We start from the raw sequence: 21,085 nt of genomic DNA, 5'->3' as shown, positions 1-21,085 counted from the left end.
CGAAGACGGCGTGAAACTGAGAAAATTTTTTGTTTTCATTCCCCATTCCGCGCTCCGAATTCCTCACGCGTCTGCTCTCCTGCCTCGGTCCTTCTAAAATATACCAGAAATTCGGCGTTTCCTTTTTGCCCAAGAATCGGCGAGGGAATCGACCCGCCGATCTGAAGTCCCCACCCCTCGGCCTGACTGTATATTCGATCCAACACGCTCCGGTGCTTTTCGGAGCTCCGAACAATTCCTCCCCGGCCGACCTCCCCCTTCCCGACCTCAAACTGCGGCTTGACCAATGCGACAATTTCGCCCCGCGGTTTCAGAAAAGGAATCACCGCGGGAATCACCTTCTCCAATGAGATGAACGAAACATCGATCGTCGCCAGATCAATCGGCTCCGGAATCACCTCCGGAGGAAGGGTCCGGATGTTGCGGCGCTCCAAAACAATCACGCGGGGATCTTGTCGAAGCCGCCAGGCGAGCTGGCCGTAGCCGACATCGACCGCGTAGACGCGAGCCGCCCCCCGCTGTAAAAGACAGTCGGTAAAACCGCCGGTCGACGCGCCGACGTCGATCACCACCTTCCCGGAGGGATCCAAATGGAACGCGTTTAGGGCCCCCTCGAGCTTGATTCCACCCCGGCTGACGTAAGGAGAGACCGGACCGAGGAGAACGATCTCCGCGTCTTCCTTTACCTGGGCCCCTGCCTTTTCGATTTTTTTCCCGTCGACCAAAACCGATCCGCTCAGGATCAGGCTTCGCGCCCGCTCCCGGCTCTCGGCCAGTCCACGCGATTGCAATAGGAGATCGAGGCGTTCTTTCGGTTTGGCCGACCGAGCCGACATCATTTCCCTAATCGAATCGCCCGATCTTCATTTTGAGGAGAGGCGACGATCCCGAGCTTAACGAAGTCGAGAACGGAGGCGGCGATGCGCTCTGCGTCGAGTCCGAGTTTCTCGCGAAGGATCCGCTGCGCCCCATGTTCGACGAACTGATCGGGAAGTCCGATCCGCCGAACATCGACCGCGGGAATCCGTCCGGTTCCCTTCTCCTCTTCGAGAAGAGCGAGAACCGACTCTCCGAACCCGCCCGCCAGGACATGCTCTTCCACCGTGACGATCCGGCGGCAGCGATGCGCAATCGAAACCAGAAGCTCCCGATCGATCGGTTTAATGAAGCGGGCATTGACGACCGCGACGGAGATCCCCTCCCGCTCCAAAAGGGCGGCGGCCGCAAGCGAAGGATAGACCATATTGCCGAGCGCCACCAATGCGACGTCGATCTCCCGGCTGGCCGCTTCATTTTCGACCAGGCCATCCGTCGTTAAATCGCCCCGGAGAAGTTCCCCTTTTCCGATTTGAAGCGGCATCGCCGGCTCTTCCAGCGGAACACCGACCGCCTCCCCCCGCGGATAACGGATCGCCGACGGCCCGGGATGTTTGACCGCCGTGGCGAGCATCTGCTGGAGCTCATTTTCATCTTTCGGGGCCATCAGGACCATGTTCGGGATCCCTTTGAGGTAAGCGATGTCGAAGACGCCGTTGTGGGTCGGGCCGTCTTCGCCGACCAGTCCGGCCCGATCGAGACAAAAAACAACCGGCAGATTCTGGAGGGCGACATCGTGGACGATTTGATCGAAGGCGCGCTGCAAGAAGGTCGAGTAGATCGCCACCACCGGACGAAGACCGTCCGCCGCCATTCCGGCCGCCAGGGTGACCGCATGCTGCTCCGCGATGCCGACGTCGTAAAAGCGATCGGGGAATTCCTTCGCGAACTTGCTGAGGCCGGTCCCTTCCGGCATCGCCGCGGTGATCGCGACGATCCGGCGGTCTTCCTTCGCCAGCGCGATCAGCTGTTTTGCAAAGATCCCGGTGTAGCTCGGGGCCGAAGACTTCTTCTTGGCCACGCCGGTCGAAAGATCGAATGCGGCGGTGCCGTGAAAGCCGGCCGGATCCCCTTCGGCCGGGGCGTACCCCTTCCCCTTCTTGGTGATCAGATGGACCAGCAGCGGCCCTTCCAGCTGCTTGACGTTCTCAAAGGTGGTCAACAGGTGATCGAGCCGGTGTCCGTCGATCGGACCGATGTATCGAAAGCCCATCTCCTCGAAGAGAAGCCCGGGGGTGATCAATCCCTTCACCGATTCCTCGGCCCGGCGGGCCGCCTTGAGCATCGGCCCGCCGATCTTCGGGATGTTCTTCAAGAGCTCCGCCGTCTCGTTTCGGACTTTGGTATAAAGCGGACCGGTGATGATCCGCGCCAGATAGGCTGAGATCGCGCCGACATTTTTCGAGATCGACATCTCGTTGTCGTTGAGGACGACGATCATGTTGCGCCGGAGCGCCCCCGCGTGGTTGAGCGCCTCATAGGCCATTCCGGCGGTCATGGCGCCGTCGCCGATGATTGCGACGACATGATATTTTCCCTCCTGATGATCCCGCGCTTCCACCATGCCGAGGGCGGCGGAGATCGCCGTGCCGGCATGGCCGGCGCCGAAAGTATCATAGGGGCTCTCTGCCCGCGAGAGAAACCCGCTGATCCCCTGGTATTGACGAAGGGTGTGAAAGAAATCGCGCCTCCCGGTGAGAAGTTTATGGGGATAGGCTTGATGTCCGGTGTCCCAAACGAGCCGGTCCTGGGGGGGATCGAAGACCGTATGCAGGGCAATGGCCAACTCGACCGTTCCGAGACTCGCCCCGAGATGGCCCCCTTTGTCCGCGATCACCGCCAGGATCTTCTCCCGAACCTCTTGCGCAAGCTGCGTGAGCGCCTCCCGCGGAACCGCCTTCAAATCCTTCGGACTGTTGATCTGATCCAAAAGCCCCATGTTTCTCCTCAATTTCTAGAGTTTTACCCAGCGTTTTACTTCTTCCGCTCGATCATGTAGAGCGCCAAGCCCCGAAGCGGATCGGCTTCCGGCCCGAAGCCGTTCAATTCTCCCAAAGCCTCTTCGACCAAAACATGGGCCTCTTTCTTCGCCCGCTCCAATCCGATGAGCCGAGGATAGGTCCACTTCTCCTTCGCCTGATCCTGGCCGACCGACTTCCCCATCTCCTTCTCTTCCCCTTCGACATCGAGGATATCATCGGCGATCTGGAAGGCAAGACCGATCTTCTCCCCATATCGGGTCAGCGCGGTGAGCTTTTTGGACGAGGCGCCGCCGAGAATCCCGCCGATTCGAACCGAGGCCCGGATCAGCGCTCCCGTCTTGTGGGTGTGGATATAGTGGAGTTCATCCTGGTCGATCGATTTCTTTCCCTCCGATTGGATATCGACCAGCTGCCCGCCGACCATCCCGGTGCTCCCGGCCGCCGATCCCAACTCGAGAATCACCGAGAGAATCTTCTTATGGGAGATCGTGCCGGCGACCCCCTTCTCGGCCATCAGGGTGAAGGCGGCGGTCAGAAGGGCGTCCCCCGCCAGAATCGCCGTGCTCTCCCCGAACATCTTATGATTCGTCAATTTACCGCGGCGGTAGGTATCATTATCCATCGCCGGGAGATCGTCATGGACGAGCGAGTAGGTATGGATCAGTTCGATCGCCGCCGCAAAGGGGAGGACAACCTCCCTTCTCCCGCCGACCGACTCCGCCGCCGCAAGACAAAGAATCGGCCGAAGCCGTTTTCCCCCTGCAAAAAGAGAATAGCGGATCGCCTCATGGATCAATGGCGGGGGGCACTTCGCCCCCGGAAGATACGAGTGAAGAAGCTGGTCGACCTCCGCCTGTCGATCGCGGAGATACTTCTTCAGTGGATCTTTATCCATGAGGCGGGCGCTCCTTCGTTCCGGACGTTGACGATTCGTCAACCGCCGGCGATTGCTTCATTTCGAAAAGTCGCCCTTTCCGTTTTCCATCTTTCTCTTGGACAAGGATCTCAACCTTCTTTTCGGCCTCCTCGAGCATCTTCAGACAATTCTTTGAAAGGCGAACCCCCTCTTCGAAGACCTTGAGAGATTCCTCCAACGGGAGGTCTCCTTTTTCGAGCGATTTCACCGCTTCTTCCAACCGAGAAAGAGCCTCTTCAAATTTCAAATTCGCCACGCCTATCCCGGTTCCATCCCCCCGCAAAATCAGCATATTTTGCGGGAAAGCGCTTATAAAATCGGCCGCCCCGAAAAACCATCTCCATTATACAAGAGAGCGGCGCAAGGTCAAGTTATTTTTCTTTTCAAATCGGCACTTTGATCAAGTAAGGATTCGACATGTCGAACCTACAGCGGCGTATCACCCGATCAGGTTACATCAATCCCAACAGCGGACAGAGAAGCCGAAGACCTCCCCAGATGATCAAAAATCCGAGGAGGTCGAAGAGAACACCCGCCCGAGCCATCCGGCCGATCGGGATCAAACCGGAGCCGTAGACGATCGCGTTCGGCGGGGTCGAGATGGGAAGCATAAAGCCGTAGCTCGCCCCCAATGTCGCACCGAGCGCGGGAGGGATCGGACTCACCCCGGAGGCGGTCGCGAGCGCAATGATCACCGGGATGATCATGTTGGCCGAGGCGGTGTTCGAAGTCAACTCGCTGACGACGATCCCCAGCGCGATGGCCAACCCGGTGATCCCCCAGAGCGAATCGATTTCGAGGAACGAGAGGAGCCCCTCGCCGACCGCCTGTGAGAGGCCGGTCTTGAACATCAAATCCCCCAGCGCCAACCCGCCCCCGAAGAGGAGAATCGTTCCCCAATCGATTCCGGCGGCCTCCCGCCAGGAAAGGGTGTACTCCTGTTTGGACCAGTTCGTCGGCAAAAAAAAGAGGAAGCTCGCCGCGACGATCGCCGCCGCTCCCTCGGGCAAGCGGCTGTTGAAGAGCTTGACCGGCGCCCCCTCCGGTCCGAAGATCAGCGCCAAAAATCCCGGGAAGGTCCAGAGAAACACGGCCAGGAGAAAGGCGAAAAGGGTGTTCTTCTGACCGCGGGTCCAGGGGCCGATCGCCTTGCGCTGGGCCTGAATGAATTCTGAGACGCGTCCCGCACGCATCGACGGCCCGGCCGGATGGAGGAAGAGAAGCAGGAAGTAGAGGACGATGTACATCACGAGAAGGAGGGGAAGGGCCAGGAGCATCCACTGAAAGAAGCTGATCTCTCTCCCCGTTTGCTTGGCGATCATCCCGATCCCGATCAGGTTCGGGGGGGTGCCGATCGGCGTCCCGACCCCGCCGATCGAAGCGGCATAAGCGATCATCAACATCACCCCGACCGCGTAGGGTTGCAGCGCCCCTTTTTCATCGGAGAATTCCTTCAAGGAAGAGAGGATCCCGAGGGCGATCGGAAACATCATGGCGGTCGACGCGGTGTTCGAGATCCACATCGAAAGGAAAGCGGTGATCCCCCCCAGTGTCCAGAGGATGCGGGTGGGACGATCCCCGACCCATCGAAAAGAGAGCAGCCAGAGCGAAAAGCGCCGGTCGAGGCGATGCCCCTCCATCGCGCGCGCGATCAGAAAACTTCCGATGAAGAGAAAAAGGATCGGGTTGCCGAACGAAGAGAGGATCGCATCGGCCTTCCCGATCCCTAAGACAATGGCGAGGACCGGTCCGAGGAGCGCCGTAATCGGAATCGGAATCGGCTCGGTGATCCAGAAGATCACCACCCCCGCCAACAGCGCCGCGAGGCGATGCGCCTCCGGGGACAACGAAGAGGGGAGAAGAAAAATGATCAGCGCCGCCAGCGGTCCCGCGATCAACCCGACCCGCTTTCGCCACCGCTCGAAGCGGACCTCGGCCTCGGAGAAGACCTCTTTCGGTTCGGGATTGGAGGGGGCCGCCTCTACCTTCTCCTGAATCTCCTGCGTCACAGAATTCTATTCTCCCACGAGGTGAACCAAAACCGTCCGGGCGTGCCCCGCGCTGCGATGCTCATAGAGGTAGACCCCCTGCCAGGTGCCGAGGGCGAGCCGGCCCTGCCGGATCGGGATCGAGAGGGAGACGGCGGTGAGGGCGGCCCGGACGTGCGCCGGCATATCGTCCGGTCCTTCGGTCGTATGCCGGAAGAGGGGATCCCCCTGCGGGACGAGGCGGTTGAAGAAGCGCTCCAGATCGCGCAAGACCTCCGGATCGGCATTCTCCTGGATCAAAAGCGACGCCGACGTGTGTTGGATGTAGAGGGTCAAGAGGCCGTTCTGAATCGGATGGCTCCGCAGCCACCGCTCCGCCTCTTCCGTGATTTCATAAAGCCCCCTTCCCGAGGTCTTAATTTGAATTTCACCGCTCTTCTGCTGAATCACCCCGATCTCCTTTTTTCGGAACGTCCGGCGTCTGCTTCTCCTCCACCGAACAGATCAGCTTTCCCCGATGAAGGGTAATCTCGATCTGGTCGCGGAGGGCGACCGCATCGGCCTCCCGGACCACCTCGCGCGAGGTTACTTTTCGGGTGATGCTATATCCTCGATCCAGGATATTCAGGGGGCTGAGGATATTCAGCTGGACCATCTGCGATTGGAGCAGGCGCCGCCGCCGCAAGATCAGATCGCTTCCCCTTTGGGTCAAATTCAAATTCAGCTCCGTCAAACGGCGCCGGAGCGCCTGGAGTCGATCGATCGGGTTTAAGTGCGTCAGCCCCTGTTGATGGCGAACCAGTTTTGCCCGCCGCTCCGACAGCAGCCGCCCGACCGACTGCCGAAGCCGGATCGCGAGATGATCGACCCGATCGTGAAACTGCCCAATCCGGCGGACCGGATCGGCGAGGAGGCGGATCTCGTATTGGAGATGATTTCGTTCGGCCTGAATCCGCGCCTGGATCGTTTCGACCAATGCGGCATTCAAAGAGTAGAATCGACCGAGCATCTCGGCGGCGTTTCGGACGACGATCTCGGCCGCAACCGAGGGGGTCGGCGCGCGCAGATCGGCGACAAAATCGGCGATCGTCGTGTCGGTCTCATGCCCGACCGCCGAGAGAACCGGAATCTCCGACCGGGCGATGGCGCGCGCGACAATCTCCTCATTGAAGGCCCAGAGATCTTCAAGCGATCCGCCGCCGCGCGCCAGGATAAGAAGATCGATTCGCTCCCCCGAGGAACGGCGGCTCCTTTGGTTCAACGCATCGAGCGCCCGGGTGATCTCATCGGCCGCCCCCTCCCCCTGAACCGCCACCGGATAGATCAGAATGGAGAGAGGAAGCTCGGTCCGTTCGAGGACCTTCATCAGATCCTGAAGGGCGGCGCCGGTGGATGAAGTGATCAGCCCGATCCGCCGCGGCAGAGGAGGGATCCCTTTTTTCCGGCCCGGATCGAAAAGCCCTTCGCCGCGCAACTTTTCCTTGAGCGCCTCGAAAGCGGCCTGCAGCGCCCCCGCCCCCCGCGGCTCGATGTAATCGACAATGATCTGATACTCCCCCTTCGCCTCATAGAGGGTGAGGTGTCCGCGGATCAATACCGACTGTCCTTCTTTGGGGGTGAACCGGAGAAACCGCCCGTGCGACCGGAAGATGACCCCCTTGATCTGGGAGGCGGCATCTTTGAGTGTAAAATAAATATGTCCCGAGGAGGGGATCTTCAGATTGGCGACCTCTCCCGCGACCCAAAGATCGGAGAAGGTCCGCTCGAGATCAGAACGGATCCGCGCGGTCAACTCCTGAACCGTCAGGATCTTTCGCTCGGAAGGTTGGATCGGAGAAAATGCCATTCATCCCCTTCTTCTGTAGAGACGTCCCGACGGGACGTCTCTACATTATTCATGATTCGGTTTCTTGCGGAGCGCCCGCTGTTTCTCCCGCCAGAGCCGCAGCCGCTCGGCGATCCGCTTCTCTTCTCCTTGGTTGGAGGGACGATAGAACGTCTTCTCCTCGGGAAGATAAAGCTGCGGAACGAAGTGGTCCGGATAATCGTGCGGATAAAGATATCCCTTCCCCCGCCCCAGCCGCTTCGCCCCGCTGTAGTGGGTATCCCTCAACGAGGGGGGGACTTCCATCACGCGGCCCGATTCGATCTCTTCGAGCGCCGCATCGACCGCAAGATACGCGGCATTGCTCTTGGGGGCGGAGGCGATGTAGGTCGTCGCCTGAGCAAGCGGGATACGCCCCTCCGGCATCCCGATCGCCTCCAGCGCGTGGAGGGCGGCAACCGCCACGACCAACGCCCGCGGATCGGCGTTGCCGACATCTTCGGAAGCGGCAATAACCAAACGCCGCGCGATAAAGAGGGGGTCTTCGCCGGCATAAATCATCTTCGCCAGCCAGTAGACCGCCGCATCGGGATCGGAGCCGCGAAGGCTCTTGATGAAGGCCGAGATCGTATCGTAGTGGCTGTCCCCGCTTTCGTAGACCAATCCCTTCTTCTGGACCGACTCCTCGGCGACGGCCAGATCGACCCGGATGATTCCTTGCGGATCGGGCGGCGTGGTGACGACGCCGATCTCCAGCGCATTAAGAAGGCGGCGGGCGTCCCCTTCGGTCGTTTCGATCAGATGCCGCTCTGCCTCTTCCGTCAACTGGACGTTTAATTTTCCGAAACCCCGCTCCGGATCGGAGAGGGCCCGTTTGATGAGAGAGCGAAGTCCCTCCGGCGGGAGCGGCTTCAGCTCGACGATCTGCGAGCGGGATGAGAGGGCCGGAATGATGGAGAAAAACGGATTCTGCGTGGAGGCGCCGACCAAGGTGATATTTCCCTTTTCGACGTCGGGGAGAAGGGCCGACTGCTGGACTTTATTGAAGCGGTGGATCTCATCGACCAGGAGAAGGGTCTTTTGCCCGGAGCCGTTTTTTTCTTCCTGCGCCTTTGCAATCACCTGGCGCACTTCGGCGACGCCGGCGGTGACGGCGTTGAGATCAACGAAGGCCGATTTGCTGTAGGCGGCGATGAGATGGGCCAGCGCCGTCTTGCCGCAACCGGGCGGGCCGAAAAGAATCAGGGAAGAGACCCGATCGGCTTCCACGGCGCGGCGGAGAAATTTCCCCGGCGCGACAAGGTGCTCCTGTCCGACGAATTCCGAAAAATCTCTCGGACGCATCCGCCAGGCCAAAGGAGGTTTTTTATCGGTATTGTCTGTTTTCGCAGGGGATTGGGCCATACCTTGACACCATGCCGTGATGAAGCGCGCTGCTGGTTATGCCGGAGGTTGAGGTAGGATGAGAAAGGGAGAAAAAGAGAAGCCCCCACGGTTGCCGTGGAGAAGGTTTCCTCAAACCGGAAACAACCAGGTGGGCACCGAGATGAAGACTTTAGGCTTTTCCGCCCGGGGCGGAACGTGCACACCGTCCTCCTGGACTCGGCTCCCTGGCAGCGATTGTTAGGTTTAGAGACGACCCATCCACGCACAACGCAGGGGCAACTTTTGTTTCTAAAATTACCTTATCAAAGTTATTTTAAAAATACAAGAGGAACGAAATTAATCCAATTTGAACTCTTCGAACTGCTCTTCGATGCTCTCGATGATATCCCGCGTCTTGCCGCCGATGAGGGCGTCCCGCTCCTTCTGACCGCTTCGGAGTTGAAAGAGCTCGTGGGCGATGTTGATCGCCGCCAGGATGGCCAGCTTGGAGGAATTGATCCCCTTGGCATGGCCCGCCATCTCGGTCATTTTTTTATCGACGTAACCGGCAAGCTCCTTGGCATAGGCTTCATCCGCATCGCCCCGAAGCGTATATCGATGGCCGAAGATTTCGACATGAAGCTTATTCTTCACCGGCTTTCACCTTCACGGGAATCTCTGAGTCTTCTTCAAGCGACTCTTGGATTTCAAGATGATTCAGCGTCCCCAAAATGCGCTCGATCCGGAGACGCACTTCGCCCCGCTCTTCCTGAAGCTGGCGAAACTCCCTCGCCTGCTCGTTGACCTTGGCCTCTAATCCTTCTTTTTCCCGCTTCAGCCTTTTAATCAGCTCGATCATTTCCTGCACCCGCGCTTCCAATACTTCCAACTGCTCTTGCACCATGGTCCCCTCTATCCGGTTAAACAGACCCGATTAAATTTTCAATCAATCTACCGTTTCGATTTTTATTTGTCAATAAAATCTTCTGGCGTTCCGAATATGGAAAGGGACCCGATCTAGATCAAAGCGAGCAACCGGCTTTGCCGATTCGAGCGCGGGTGTGGGGGCATCGGATTAGCCTGGCATTTTGGAAACCCGTGTACCGACACTATCTACCTGAAGCGAGGATCAGGCTTTGCCTGTCCGAGCGCTCGGGGCGTGGGGGCATCGGAAGCGCGCAGCAATGCGAGCACTGCACGGGCCCCCACATATTATCGTAAATAGGTAATATGATTGTGATAGACAAAATGACCGGTGATGGTGATATGGTCCTCGTTCCAAGAATCGGGCAAGGGGGCAAAAGGAGAGGCCTCTTTGATCGCACGCACCGCCTCCAGATCGAGAATTTCATAACCCGACGTGGAGACAACCCTCACCTCGCTGACATAGCCGTTTCGCTGAATCGTGAAGGTCAAAAGGAGGTTTCCCTGGATTCCCCGCTCCGCAGCGGACTGCGGATACCTCCAGATATATTCAATCTTGTTCTTGAGCTTCAGCGTATAGGAGAAATATTTCAGATCGTCCGTATTGATGGAGATCGTATCTTTCGGCGGGACCCGTTCCTGATCGGAAAAAACTTTCGCCAACCGGTCGAGGCTCTTTGAATCGGCAAAAGGGAGGCCGGGAAGACCGGGGACACCCGGCCGGGGCGGAGAATCGGTTCCGGCCTCTCCCCGTCCTCCTTGCCCGAAGGGAAGCGACGGAAGGGGTCTCTTCGCTTCTTCCGTTGCAAGCGGAGGGGAAGGGCTCGGTGCGGGAAGGGCCCCCTCGGGTTCTGTAGAACGTTCCGGAAGAGCGGGGGACGGAGCCGGGACGATCGGCGCCGGAGGGGCTTGCGGCTTCGGCGCCGGAGGCGCGATCGGACCTGGCGCTTTTCCCGCTCTGGCCGTGGGAGGAAGACCCGGGCGCTCCGACTTTGGAATCGGCGGGAGGCGGGTCTCTTCCCCTCGCGGGATCGATTTTAGATCTTCTTCCCGATCGGTTCCGAACAGGAGACTTTTTGGTTTTGGCGGGGCGGGTGAAAGCGATTCCGGGTCGACCAACTGAACGACTTGATCTTCTAAATCAACGCGAGCCGGCTCCCATCGCGCCCATTGCTGGATGATAAGGAGCATCGAGAGATGGAATAAAAATGAGAGGGAAATAAAGAGAACATAAGGAAAGCGGGATCTCTCTCTTCCTTCCGGATATACTTCTTCGGCGATTTCATCGTAGAGGTGCATGGAACGGATTATAACATAACGGCAACACACATCAAAGGCGATGTCCGGCCCGAGCCGCGGTTGACAGAACCCTTTAATTTTCATAAGATAACCCCATGCGAAAACCGATTTTTGTTCTGCTGCTCTTCCTTGCAATGGCCCTCTCCTGGAATTCGGCCCTTTCGGAAAAACCGCCTGCCCGTCGCACCGTGACTTTTCCAAGCGGCACCCAGATCCACGCCGAAGTCGCCGATACCCCTGAAGCGAGGAATACCGGGCTGATGTTCCGTGATTCCCTTCCTTCCGGCGGCGGGATGCTTTTTGTTTTTCAAGAGGCGCGCCCTTATCTTTTTTGGATGAAGAACTGCAAATTCCCGATCGACATCATCTGGTTCAACGAACAGAAGGAGATTATCTTCATCTCCGAGAAAACCCCGCCCTGCAAAGCAGACCCCTGCCCGAATTACGGGCCGCTTGATAAAAATGCCCTCTACGTCATCGAGGTTGCATCGGGGTTTGCAGAAAAGGAAAGATTGAAATTGGGGATGAAGGTCCGGTTCTAGAACGGCTCCATCCACGGAAGCCAAAGCGGGCCGAATCGTCCCTTATCTTGACAGTCTTCCTATTTGAATGATAAATTTCGACTGTTTTTATCCCACCCCCACAAAGGAGGAAACATGCGTCTAACGGGAAAATTCGCCGTTATTACGGCGGGCCTTTTCATGATGTCGGCGGCGACCCATGCATTTGCCGATGCCGGACACGCCGGAACCGCGAAAGAACACTGCAACGGCATGGTCCAAGCGGGAGAAAGCGGATTGGATCATGGGGGACAAGGACACACCGACGTTGCAGTGAAACACCTTAAGAAGATGGTTCAAGAGGGACAGGAGTGTTTGAATCACGGCCAGACGGCGGTGAAAAGCGCGGCCAAGGGAAGCGCGACGCAGATGCATGGCGGTGAGGCGATGAAGCATGTGCAAGAAGCGGTCACTCATGCAAAGGGCGCCGTCGAGCATGGTCAGGCCGGCCACAATGACGTCATGATGGATCACGCGAAAGAAGCGATGATGCATGCAAAGGAAGGCAACAAGCATGCGCAGGAAATGAAATAGCCCTGGGATAATTTAGACAAATAGATGGGTTTGACAGAGAGGGATGACGCCGGAGGCGCTCATCCCTTTTTTCTTGCCGTCACCACGAAGTTGAAACCGAATCGATTGAAGGGGAAGGTCCCGGAAATCGCAAGGTCGAGTTTGCCGATCGCGAGGGCGAGCTTGCCGATCGGGCTTCGCTTTCCCTTCTCCAAAAGATAGCGATCCGGAATCAAAGAAGAGAGAATGTTATGGCCTCGGCAGGAGAGGATTTCGAATCCGTTTTCCTCCAGGAGCGATTTGAGCTCCCGCCAGGTGAACGTCTTAAAGCGCATCCCTTCCCAGACCCGCGTGGCATGTCCCTTCCCCGGAACACGGAGGGCATCGATCATCTCGGAGGGGTGATAGAAGATTCCGAAATTCCACTTGGTATCGGTTTCTATGGTCAAGATGGCCCCCGGCTTTGCGACCCGGCCCATCTCGGCCACCGCCTGCTCGTATCCATCGACGATGTGGCTTAAGACATCGCCGTAGGAGATAAGGAAATCGAAGCTCTTATCGGGAAAGGGAAGCTGACAGGCATTCGCCACCTGGAATTTCACATTGGGGTGCGCCTTGCACCGGTCTTTGGCCACTTCGATCAGCTCCTTCGAGAGGTCGATCCCGACCACCTCGTCGGCATACGGCGCCAAATGGATCGCCTGCAGGCCGCTCCCGCAGCCGACATCGAGGATGCGCGAATAGCGCTTCCCCTTCGTCAACTCCGCGAGGCAGAGGTCGTAAAGGAGATAGCTGTTCATCAGGAAAGGGGTTTCGCTGACAAGATCGTCAAACCCCTTTCCCCAATCGTTATAGACTTTCGCAATCGTTTCGCTGGATGGCTTCGACATGGCTTTTTCTTATATCATGATCGAGGACGAGGCACAAGGGTTTTCTGAGTTAACGTTAGACATGAGCGGTGAGACGTCAGGGATAAAAATCGAAAGACTTTAAAATCGTTGACTCCTTACGCCTAACGCTTCACGCCTCCCGTGTTTTCAGATCTTCGGCCTTCTGAAGACCGTCCAACAGGCCTTCTCGGTAAGTGGGGAAACGGAGGGTGAGACCGAATTCTCTGACAAGTTTTTCATTCTGATACCGGACCCCCGCAGGGGCGGCTTGGGGATCAGAGATCGAAGGGATCAGCGGGGGGACACCCAGCATCGCCGCCATTTGATTGTAATACTCGGCCGGGGTATGGGGCGCTTGATCGACCACGTTATACGCTTGGCCGGGCCGACCCTTCTCCATCGCGGCGACCAAGATGTCGAGATAGTCTTCCATATAGATTCTGTGAAAGAGGGAGGGGAGATCGGCCGGAAGCGAATAGACCCCTCTTCGGACCTGATCGAGGATGCCGGGAACCGCCTGATAGAGCGCGCCGGTCCTGAGGATGATCCCGGGAAAACCTTCCTCGGAGAACCGAGCCAGAATCTCCCGCTCCGCCTCCAGATGAATCCGGCCGGTCGCGCTCTTCGGACGAGAGAAGACCTTCTCATCAATCCCCGCGGCCGGCAGATTCTGGCCGGGAACCACATTATCGTAGACCGCGAGACTGCTCTCATAGATATAGCGCTTGACCGCGCCGCGCGGGATCACCGAGAGGATATTCTGCAATGCCTTCAGATCGGTCGGCTCCGGCGCCGCCATCCCATGCTGCCGCCGGTTGGCAAGATGGAAGATCACATCGGCATTCGCCACCGCCATCTTCGCCAAAAAGGGCTCCGAGAGATCGGCCGCCAACGGATTGATTCCAAGCCGGGCGAAGCCGGGGGCCAGGCCGTCGGATGAAATCAGCGCCCAGACACTGTGATCGTGCTGTAGGAGGCGCACGCCGAGCTGCTTCGTCAGTTGTCCTTCGCCGATGAGCAGGATGGTCGTGAATTGTTTTGGCATGTCGTTTTCCTCCTATGCAAAGAGGATCAGGGAGGGGATGATTGCGTCGTCATCGCTTGGGAGAGCGCTTCATATTCGAGGGAGAGTTTCTCCCAGAGGGCCGTCTCCTGATCGATCTCGGACTTCAAATGGTTGTGCCGTTCCATCAGTTCGTAAAAACGAACCTTCTCTTGGTAGATGTTCGGATCGGCCAAAAGCGCCACACATTCCTGGTACGCTTTGTTTTTTTCATCGAGCGCCTTCTCAAGCGCTTCGATCTTTTTCTTCAGCGGCTGCGCTTCGCGGTAGAGCCGATTTCTCGCCTCGGCCTCTTTTCGCTTCTGCTCCTTCTGCTCGTTCTTGCTGAGAGAAGGCTTTTCTTTCTCTGAGGATGGCGGGGCCTCTTGCGAGACACCCTTCCCCGTTGAAGACGCGGGCGTCTCGGCCGTCTTTCCTTTCTTATAGAGATAATAATCGTAATCGCCAGGATAAACGGTTACAAGCCCCTGGTCAACCTCGATGATATGATTCGCGACCCCTCGAATGACGTGCCGATCGTGCGTGATGAAGCAAATGGTGCCGGTATACTCCCTCAACGCTTCCTCAAGAACATCACGGGAAGGGATATCGAGATGGTTCGTCGGCTCGTCGAGAAGAAGTAAGTTCGCCGGCTTGATCAACATCTTCGCCAGCGCCAACCGGCTCTTCTCCCCTCCGCTCAACACGGAGACCTGTTTGAAAACATCATCACCCGAGAAGAGAAAAGCGCCGAGGATCCCCCTCAGGAACGACTGCGCTCCTTCCGGATGGGCCTCTTGCATCTCCTGAAGGAGCGTGTAATTCGGATGCAGCGATTCAAGTTGATGCTGGCTGAAATAGCTGAGATTGACCTTCTGTCCGAGGGCGCGGCGCCCGCCGTCGATCGGCAACACCCCCGCCAGAATTTTGAGGAGGGTCGATTTTCCGGCGCCGTTCGGCCCCACCAACGCCACCTTCTGTCCCCGCGTGATCGTCAGGTTGAGCCCTTGGTAGACTTTGATCGCCCCATAAGACTTGTCGATCCCTTCCAGGGTGATCACCTCCTGGCCTCCCCGCTCCGGCTGAGGGAAGGTAAACCGCACCTTCTTACGCTCCTGCGTCAGCTCCACCTTATCCATCTTCTCGAGTTGCTTGATCCGGCTCTGCACCTGGCGCGCCTTGGTGGCCTGGGCGCGGAACCGATCGATGAAACGCTTGGTTTCATCGATCTTTTTTTGCTGGTTCTCATAAGTCGATTGCCGAATTTCCGCCGCCTCCTCCTTCGCGGCAAGATAGCGATCGTAATTCCCGGTGTAATTGATCAGCTTTCCATTGTCGATTTCGACAATCCGGTCGGCCAGCGCATTAATAAAGGGGCGATCATGGGAGATGAACAGAATCGCTCCGGCATAGCTCTTCAAAAAGTTTTCGAGCCAGATGACCGATTCCAGATCGAGATGGTTGGTCGGCTCGTCGAGAAGAAGAATGTCGGGCTGGGAGAGGAGGAGCTTCGCCAGCGCAATCCGCATCAGCCATCCGCCGCTCAACGTGTCGGTCTTCTTTCCGAAGTTCGCCTCTTTGAAGCTCAATCCCGAGAGGATTTGCTTCGCCTGGTGTTCCAGGTCATACCCTCCCTTTGACTCGTACTGGATCTGCAACTCCGCATAGTGCAGGCCGAGACGCTCCTTTTCCTTCATGTCGTCGGTCTCGTGCATCTCGCGCTCGATCCGCTTGAGGGTCGCTTCGATCTGATTGATCGAATCGGAGGCCGAAAGAACCTCTTCCAAGATCGATCGCCCCCTTAATTGGATGATCTCTTGAGGAAGATAACCGACCACGGAGCTCTTGGAAATGATGACCTCTCCCTCGTCGGGGTCGACCTTGCGGGAGATCATCTCCAGCAGCGTCGTTTTGCCCGCGCCGTTCGGGCCGATCAGGGCGATCCGATCCCCATACGCCACCTGCAAGGTCGCGTCGGCAAGCAGGGTCCTGGCCCCGAATCGTTTTGTGATGTTGAGAAGAGAGATCATTTCTTTGAATGATTAAACCGAGGCCGCTCCAGATCATGCTGCGGCGGAAGGTTTTCCCGGATGTTCGGTGTCGCGTGGATAAAAGAGTGGGCGCGGGCCTTTCGATGAATCTCCTGAAGCTGCGCCGCCGTCAGCCACTTCGAGAGCTTTTCGTTCTCCCGGATTTGATCGGTATTCGAAACGGTCGTGTTGTCGGTGCAGATGGCGATCGGAATCCCATACTCCAAAAAGGTGAACATCGGATGGGGCGCCCCCATCGGCACGGCGCCGGTCTGATAATTGGAGGTGTAACAGCATTCGACCAGAACCTGATCTTTCGCCAGCCGCCGCATCAACGCTTTGTCTTTGATCGCAGAGCAGCCGTGGCCGATCCGCCGCGCGCCGAGGATATCGACCGCCTCCCAGATCGCCTCCGGCCCTTCATCCTCTCCCGCATGAATCGTGAGGCCGAGTTTCCCCGAACGGGCGATGTCGAAAGCTTCTTTAAACAGCCGCGCCGGGTTTCCCCGCTCCGCCCCCGCCACATCGAAGCCAATCACCCCCGTCCGTTCATGGAACTGCTGCGCCTCGGCGATCGCCTGCCGGGCGAGGATCTTGGCGATATGGGGGCCTTGATGCCGCATGGCGATGACGATCAGTCCGGTCTCGATCGGATATTTTCGCTTGGCGCGGTTTAAGCCGGTCAACACCGAGCTGATCGTCTGCCGGAGGGTCAACCCGGCGAAGGTATGAATAATCGGCGCATAACGAAGCTCCAGAAGCCGCACGCCGTCCTGATAGGCCTTTTTGACGATCGCCTCGACGACATAGGAGATATTCCCGTAAAACTGCGTGATCCAGGCCGGATAGTGAAACTTGTCGAGGTATCGGAGCAGCGCCCCCTCTTCCCCCTCCTGAAGAACGAGAAGACGCTCCATCTCCTTCTTGGTGGCAACCGGGTTGAGCCGGTGCTCCTTCATCAGCTTCCAGGTAATATCAACCGGAATCGACCCGTCGACATGCTGGTGAAGCTCGACCTTCTCGATTTTTCCGATTCCGTTTTTCGACGGTATCTGCTTTTTGTTGGAACGTCTCATCTGCCTGCTTCTTCTTGCCAGTAACGGTATGCCAGAAACGGATCCCACATGGCGCCGGTGGCGGTCATGACGGCATCGACCCCCACATTGACGAACTCCCGGACGTGCGCCGGGGTCATCACCCCGCCGACGCCGACGATCTCGAAATTATACCGCTCTTTTCGTTTTAAATCGACGATCCGTTTCGCCTGCGTCATCGCGCATGGCCGGATGGCGGCGCCGCAGACCCCCGACCGAAGCCGTCCTTTCCCGGGGAGCGCTTGCGCGCCGTCGGGCTTCACCACCTCAAAGGAGAGGGTATTCAGGCCGGAGATCGCATCGACGTGCGGCGCGTTGGCGGCGACCACTTTTTCCAACCGGGACGGGTCGGAGATGTAGCCGATCTTGATGATCAACGGCACCGCGCCGATCGCCTGCTTCACCCGCTTCGAAATCTCCGAAGAGAAGACCGGATCGGTGTAGACGCTCCCTTCCCCCGTCACGACATTCGGACAGGAGAGGTTGATCTCGACCACGGTCGCCCCCGCTTCGGCGGCCAGACGGGCCGCGCGGGCGTAATCTTCCGCCAGATCCTTTTCGCCCGGCGTGCCGACAACGCTGACGATCAGCAGCTGCCCGTCGCGGATTCCCGCTTTCGCCCGGCCGATATCTTCCTGCCAAATCTTCGGATCACGCGACGGCATTCCGAACGAATTGGTGATGCTGATCTCTTCCACGCTGGAGGGAGATTCCATCGAGGCGATCAAGCGCTTCCCGAAATCTTTCTCGGTCAACGGCCCCTTCCATTGAAGGAACATGCAGTTCGGATCGGGATGGCTGGGGGTCGCCGCGGTTCGGACCGTCTTATAGACAAGGAGGTCGAAGCCAAGCTCCGCATAGGCGATGATCCAGCGCGAATTCAAAAGCGGTCCGGCCGGGATGCCGAGACGGGAGTTGACATCGAATCCGAGGAATTTCACTTTCTTCCGAATCCGCCGGGCGGGGGGCTTTTCTTTGAGAAAGGGACCTTCTTGATAATTGGCTTCGTAGGAGCGGGTGATATCGTATGTCGGGCTTGGCTTCATCAAAAGAATGTTCCGGAAACGTTCATATGAATTCCTTGTATGCTAACATGGAGAGGAACTCAGGTCAACCTTTGCACCGCTTCCTCCGACAGCAAACAGCCCAGGCAGATGGCCCGGGCTGCGCTTTAAGCCTTAAGATAAGAAATCCTGATCGCCGATTAGACCTTTTCGATGACGAGCTTGAAATGGCCGTCGGGCAATTTTTCATTCTTTAAAATTTTATGCCCTTCGGCCTGAACGCTTCGTGGAACATTCCGGATCGGCTCCCCGTCGTCGATGATGACCTCGAGCAGCTGGCCGGCATCCATCTCCTCCAGCTGCAACTTCGTCTTCACAAAGTTCATGGGGCAAGCGACACCCGAAAGGTCCAGACTGGCATCGACTTCTTTTTGTACGCTCATATCCACCTCATTCTGTATCACGGACGAAACCGGCTCTCTCTTCCTTAACTTCAAGCCGGCATCGAGACGATCATATGCTTCATGACACTCCCGGACAAAGGCATCGGCCAGATCGAGGGTCTTCCGGACCGATTCGAGCTGCGGATCGAAGGAGACCCACTTTCCGAGATCCTCCGTGAAGTTTTCGAACCGTTCCGTGACGATCCCCTGCTCCACCAGCTTGTGCTGGAACTCCTTGAGGATCTGATCTTCATGCGGCAAATCGACGCCGAACGGAATCAACAAGGCGCGGCAGCAGACCATGATCGCCTGTTTGATGTCGGCGATCGCCTCGTTCGACTGCCCACGGGCGAGGGCGGCGGAGGCCTTCTCGATCGACTGGCTCCCCATCCGAAGATGGTGCTCGATCATATCGATCACGGTCCCGGCGCACTCCCCCGGGCCGAGGTCATCGAGCGAGAAATCCTGATCGCCGTTGTAATCTTGATAATACTCCGGCGCTTCCTGCGGCGTCGGAATTTGGATGAACTTCTCCAGCCGGACGGAGAGGGCGTCGCGGCCGAAGCGCTCGATGAACTGGTTGAACGCTTCCTCCCCCTGCCGATTCTCGCGATAGGCCTTGATGAGCTCGATCACCGCCGAAGGAATGTTCTTGGCAGGGATCTTCAACTTGGAGGCCCCGATCACCGAGCGCTCCGCGCTCACTCCCCCTCCCAAATGGAGTTGGTAGTGCGGCGCCAGCTTGCCGTGAACTTTTTTGCCGACCCCGTGAAAACCGATCCCAGCGATATGGTGATGGCCGCACGAATTCGGACAGCCGGAGATCCGTATCCGAAGACCGTTGATGTCTTCGAATTCCGGAAGATCTTTCTCGAATCGGTCGACAATGGCCGCGCCCAATCCCATCGAGGAGGTCAATGCCAACTGGCAGCTGTCGGCGCCCGGGCAGGCGATCACATCGACGGCGCGTTCCGCCCCCGCGCCGGCCAGCCCGATTCGATCGAGCGCGGCGTAAAGCGCAGGGAGCTCCTGCTGGCGGACATGGTGAAGAATTAAATTCTGTTGATGGGTCGTCCGGATCGCATCCGGGGAAAACCGATCGACGATATCGGCCATCCCGCGCAGCTGGGCGGAGGTAATATCGCCGAGAATTAATTTGATCTGGACGGCACAAATGCCGGGCATCGGCTGCGGGATGATATTCGTTCGAAACCACTTTTCATATTCCGCGTTTCCGTGGCGGCCGTTCCCGCCGTTCTCAATCAGATTGAGTTCAAGAGAGGGGGCCTTCGGTTGCGGGGCCGGCAGAGCGGGATAGACTTTGCCTGATTCCTTGAGGAGGGCCAATTCTTCCGCCACCTTCTTGTTGAATTGATCGCTCCCCCACTTTTCAATAATGAATTTCATCCGGGCCTTGCTCTTTGTTTTCCGGTCTCCGTTCGCATCGAAAATTTTAAGGATCGCTTCGCAGAAAGGCAAAACCTCTTCCATCGGCAAAAACTCGGTATAGAGCTTCGCCAATTTCGGATGAGACCCCAACCCTCCTCCGACAAAAACTTTGAAGCCGTACTCCGTCCGGCCCTGAACGTCACGGCTTGTCGCGATGAACCCGATATCATGGATCGACGCCAAACCGCACTCGCTCTGGCACCCGGAGAAGGAGATTTTGAATTTGCGGGGAAGATCTTGGTTGATCGGATTCCGCAGCAGGTAGTAGGCGACCTTCTCTGAAATCGCGGTCACATCGAACAACTCAGTGGGGCAGACCCCGGCGAGATGGCAGGCGGTCACGTTGCGCACTGTGTTGCCGCATGCCTCGCGGGTCGTTAATCCAGATTCGGCCAGCCGGGTCATCACGGCGGTGATGTCGTCCAATTTCACAAAATGATACTGGATATCTTGCCGGGTGGTGACATGTCCCTTGCCGGTCGAATAATGCTCGGCGATTTCCGCCAAAGCGCGAAGCTTCTGACTATTCAGAACCCCCGACGGGATCTTGACCCGGACCATCTGAAACCCTTTTTGCCGCTGTCCATAGATCCCATGCTGGAGCCGGAAACGCTTGAACTTCTCCTCTGGAATCTCTTTTTTCTTCAAGCGTTCCACCTGAAGACCAAAGTTTTCAATTTCCTTGACGATTTCTTCTGGAAGGGTGGTTTGGATTGAGCCCATTGAATCCTCACTGATGACAAAAGATTTTCCCAAAGGATACACCACTTTCCCCAAACAATCAATATAAAACTCTCCTCCAAGAACGCTGAAATTCCCCTTTTAAAACAAACAAGATCCAATAAAAAAGGGAGCCGCGATGGGCTCCCTTTTTTAGCCGGTTTT

At 57.5% G+C, this 21,085-nt stretch carries 19 protein-coding genes and 1 other RNA gene; 2 read left to right on the top strand and 18 right to left on the bottom strand.

The features are described from left to right. Window positions 1–35: 35 nt before the first annotated feature. The 12 genes from MCM46_14700 to MCM46_14645 all read right to left on the bottom strand — a co-directional run bounded on the left by MCM46_14700 (window position 36) and on the right by MCM46_14645 (window position 11,175). Window positions 36–839 (bottom strand): TlyA family RNA methyltransferase, encoded by an 804-nt coding sequence (locus MCM46_14700; GenBank protein ID MCG3113063.1) that lies wholly within the window; start codon window positions 837–839, stop codon window positions 36–38. Further along, window positions 836–2,815: a 1-deoxy-D-xylulose-5-phosphate synthase gene (gene dxs / locus MCM46_14695; GenBank protein MCG3113062.1), complete on the bottom strand. Its 1,980-nt coding sequence runs from the start codon at window positions 2,813–2,815 to the stop codon at window positions 836–838. Before dxs ends, MCM46_14700 begins: the two co-directional genes overlap by 4 nt. A 35-nt stretch (window positions 2,816–2,850) precedes the next feature. After that, the gene (locus tag MCM46_14690; GenBank protein MCG3113061.1) at window positions 2,851–3,753 is read right to left on the bottom strand and encodes a polyprenyl synthetase family protein; all 903 of its coding nucleotides are present in this window, start codon (window positions 3,751–3,753) and stop codon (window positions 2,851–2,853) included. Next, a complete protein-coding gene (locus MCM46_14685) occupies window positions 3,746–4,066 on the bottom strand; it encodes an exodeoxyribonuclease VII small subunit (protein MCG3113060.1) in 321 nt (106 codons plus the stop codon). The genes MCM46_14690 and MCM46_14685 overlap by 8 nt, the downstream gene beginning before the upstream one ends. A gap of 160 nt (window positions 4,067–4,226) precedes the next feature. After that, on the bottom strand, window positions 4,227–5,783 hold the full coding sequence (locus MCM46_14680; protein ID MCG3113059.1) for a DASS family sodium-coupled anion symporter: 1,557 nt from the start codon (window positions 5,781–5,783) through the stop codon (window positions 4,227–4,229). A gap of 6 nt (window positions 5,784–5,789) precedes the next feature. Continuing rightward, window positions 5,790–6,212, bottom strand: coding sequence for a secondary thiamine-phosphate synthase enzyme YjbQ (locus tag MCM46_14675; GenBank protein MCG3113058.1), 423 nt, complete (start codon window positions 6,210–6,212; stop codon window positions 5,790–5,792). Next, window positions 6,190–7,608 (bottom strand): exodeoxyribonuclease VII large subunit, encoded by a 1,419-nt coding sequence (xseA, locus tag MCM46_14670; GenBank protein ID MCG3113057.1) that lies wholly within the window; start codon window positions 7,606–7,608, stop codon window positions 6,190–6,192. Before xseA ends, MCM46_14675 begins: the two co-directional genes overlap by 23 nt. A 45-nt stretch (window positions 7,609–7,653) precedes the next feature. Further along, window positions 7,654–8,991, bottom strand: a complete 1,338-nt coding sequence (locus tag MCM46_14665) for a replication-associated recombination protein A (protein MCG3113056.1) — start codon at window positions 8,989–8,991, stop codon at window positions 7,654–7,656. 78 nt (window positions 8,992–9,069) lie between these two features. Further along, window positions 9,070–9,252, bottom strand: a non-coding RNA gene (ssrS, locus tag MCM46_14660) — 6S RNA. A 57-nt stretch (window positions 9,253–9,309) separates the two neighbouring features. After that, window positions 9,310–9,606, bottom strand: coding sequence for a cell division protein ZapA (locus MCM46_14655; protein ID MCG3113055.1), 297 nt, complete (start codon window positions 9,604–9,606; stop codon window positions 9,310–9,312). Beyond that, a complete protein-coding gene (gene zapB / locus MCM46_14650) occupies window positions 9,596–9,856 on the bottom strand; it encodes a cell division protein ZapB (GenBank protein ID MCG3113054.1) in 261 nt (86 codons plus the stop codon). The genes MCM46_14655 and zapB overlap by 11 nt, the downstream gene beginning before the upstream one ends. Window positions 9,857–10,164: 308 nt before the next feature. Further along, on the bottom strand, window positions 10,165–11,175 hold the full coding sequence (locus MCM46_14645) for an energy transducer TonB (protein ID MCG3113053.1): 1,011 nt from the start codon (window positions 11,173–11,175) through the stop codon (window positions 10,165–10,167). A 95-nt stretch (window positions 11,176–11,270) separates the two neighbouring features. On the opposite strand from MCM46_14645, the gene MCM46_14640 reads away from it, so the two are divergent. Together MCM46_14640 and MCM46_14635 are read left to right on the top strand one after the other, a co-directional pair. Continuing rightward, entirely contained in the window at window positions 11,271–11,717 is a 447-nt protein-coding gene (locus MCM46_14640; protein MCG3113052.1) for a DUF192 domain-containing protein, read from the top strand. Window positions 11,718–11,831: 114 nt separating this feature from the next. Continuing rightward, window positions 11,832–12,269, top strand: coding sequence for a hypothetical protein (locus MCM46_14635; protein ID MCG3113051.1), 438 nt, complete (start codon window positions 11,832–11,834; stop codon window positions 12,267–12,269). 59 nt (window positions 12,270–12,328) lie between these two features. Here the strand turns inward: MCM46_14635 and MCM46_14630 are convergent, their stop codons facing one another. From MCM46_14630 to MCM46_14605, 6 genes are all read right to left on the bottom strand, one after another. Then, window positions 12,329–13,138, bottom strand: coding sequence for a methyltransferase domain-containing protein (locus MCM46_14630; protein ID MCG3113050.1), 810 nt, complete (start codon window positions 13,136–13,138; stop codon window positions 12,329–12,331). A gap of 130 nt (window positions 13,139–13,268) precedes the next feature. Continuing rightward, the gene (locus MCM46_14625) at window positions 13,269–14,183 is read right to left on the bottom strand and encodes an NAD-dependent epimerase/dehydratase family protein (GenBank protein ID MCG3113049.1); all 915 of its coding nucleotides are present in this window, start codon (window positions 14,181–14,183) and stop codon (window positions 13,269–13,271) included. 26 nt (window positions 14,184–14,209) lie between these two features. Then, entirely contained in the window at window positions 14,210–16,210 is a 2,001-nt protein-coding gene (locus MCM46_14620; GenBank protein ID MCG3113048.1) for an ABC-F family ATP-binding cassette domain-containing protein, read from the bottom strand. Continuing rightward, window positions 16,207–17,286, bottom strand: a complete 1,080-nt coding sequence (gene add, locus MCM46_14615; GenBank protein MCG3113047.1) for an adenosine deaminase — start codon at window positions 17,284–17,286, stop codon at window positions 16,207–16,209. The genes MCM46_14620 and add overlap by 4 nt, the downstream gene beginning before the upstream one ends. After that, complete coding sequence (locus MCM46_14610) at window positions 17,283–18,350, bottom strand: dihydroorotate dehydrogenase (protein MCG3113046.1); 1,068 nt, start codon at window positions 18,348–18,350, stop codon at window positions 17,283–17,285. The genes add and MCM46_14610 overlap by 4 nt, the downstream gene beginning before the upstream one ends. A gap of 158 nt (window positions 18,351–18,508) precedes the next feature. After that, window positions 18,509–20,923 (bottom strand): sulfurtransferase TusA family protein, encoded by a 2,415-nt coding sequence (locus tag MCM46_14605; protein ID MCG3113045.1) that lies wholly within the window; start codon window positions 20,921–20,923, stop codon window positions 18,509–18,511. Window positions 20,924–21,085 lie beyond the last annotated feature (162 nt).

It is taken from the genome of Candidatus Manganitrophus morganii (genome assembly GCA_021651055.1).
Classification (GTDB): domain Bacteria; phylum Nitrospirota; class Nitrospiria; order SBBL01; family Manganitrophaceae; genus Manganitrophus; species Manganitrophus morganii.
This window is presented reverse-complemented; position numbering and strand designations above follow the sequence as displayed.

Excerpts from the sequence above, each read along its gene's own strand:
- MCM46_14610 (MCG3113046.1), bottom strand. The coding sequence starts at position 18,350 with ATGAAGCCAAGCCCGACATACGATATCACCCGCTCCTACGAAGCCAAT.
- MCM46_14620 (MCG3113048.1), bottom strand. The coding sequence starts at position 16,210 with ATGATCTCTCTTCTCAACATCACAAAACGATTCGGGGCCAGGACCCTG.
- xseA (MCG3113057.1), bottom strand. The coding sequence starts at position 7,608 with ATGGCATTTTCTCCGATCCAACCTTCCGAGCGAAAGATCCTGACGGTT.
- MCM46_14625 (MCG3113049.1), bottom strand. The coding sequence starts at position 14,183 with ATGCCAAAACAATTCACGACCATCCTGCTCATCGGCGAAGGACAACTG.
- MCM46_14635 (MCG3113051.1), top strand. The coding sequence starts at position 11,832 with ATGCGTCTAACGGGAAAATTCGCCGTTATTACGGCGGGCCTTTTCATG.
- MCM46_14605 (MCG3113045.1), bottom strand. The coding sequence starts at position 20,923 with ATGGGCTCAATCCAAACCACCCTTCCAGAAGAAATCGTCAAGGAAATT.
- MCM46_14690 (MCG3113061.1), bottom strand. The coding sequence starts at position 3,753 with ATGGATAAAGATCCACTGAAGAAGTATCTCCGCGATCGACAGGCGGAG.
- MCM46_14640 (MCG3113052.1), top strand. The coding sequence starts at position 11,271 with ATGCGAAAACCGATTTTTGTTCTGCTGCTCTTCCTTGCAATGGCCCTC.
- MCM46_14665 (MCG3113056.1), bottom strand. The coding sequence starts at position 8,991 with ATGGCCCAATCCCCTGCGAAAACAGACAATACCGATAAAAAACCTCCT.
- add (MCG3113047.1), bottom strand. The coding sequence starts at position 17,286 with ATGAGACGTTCCAACAAAAAGCAGATACCGTCGAAAAACGGAATCGGA.
- MCM46_14645 (MCG3113053.1), bottom strand. The coding sequence starts at position 11,175 with ATGCACCTCTACGATGAAATCGCCGAAGAAGTATATCCGGAAGGAAGA.
- dxs (MCG3113062.1), bottom strand. The coding sequence starts at position 2,815 with ATGGGGCTTTTGGATCAGATCAACAGTCCGAAGGATTTGAAGGCGGTT.
- MCM46_14685 (MCG3113060.1), bottom strand. The coding sequence starts at position 4,066 with ATGCTGATTTTGCGGGGGGATGGAACCGGGATAGGCGTGGCGAATTTG.
- MCM46_14700 (MCG3113063.1), bottom strand. The coding sequence starts at position 839 with ATGATGTCGGCTCGGTCGGCCAAACCGAAAGAACGCCTCGATCTCCTA.
- MCM46_14630 (MCG3113050.1), bottom strand. The coding sequence starts at position 13,138 with ATGTCGAAGCCATCCAGCGAAACGATTGCGAAAGTCTATAACGATTGG.
- zapB (MCG3113054.1), bottom strand. The coding sequence starts at position 9,856 with ATGGTGCAAGAGCAGTTGGAAGTATTGGAAGCGCGGGTGCAGGAAATG.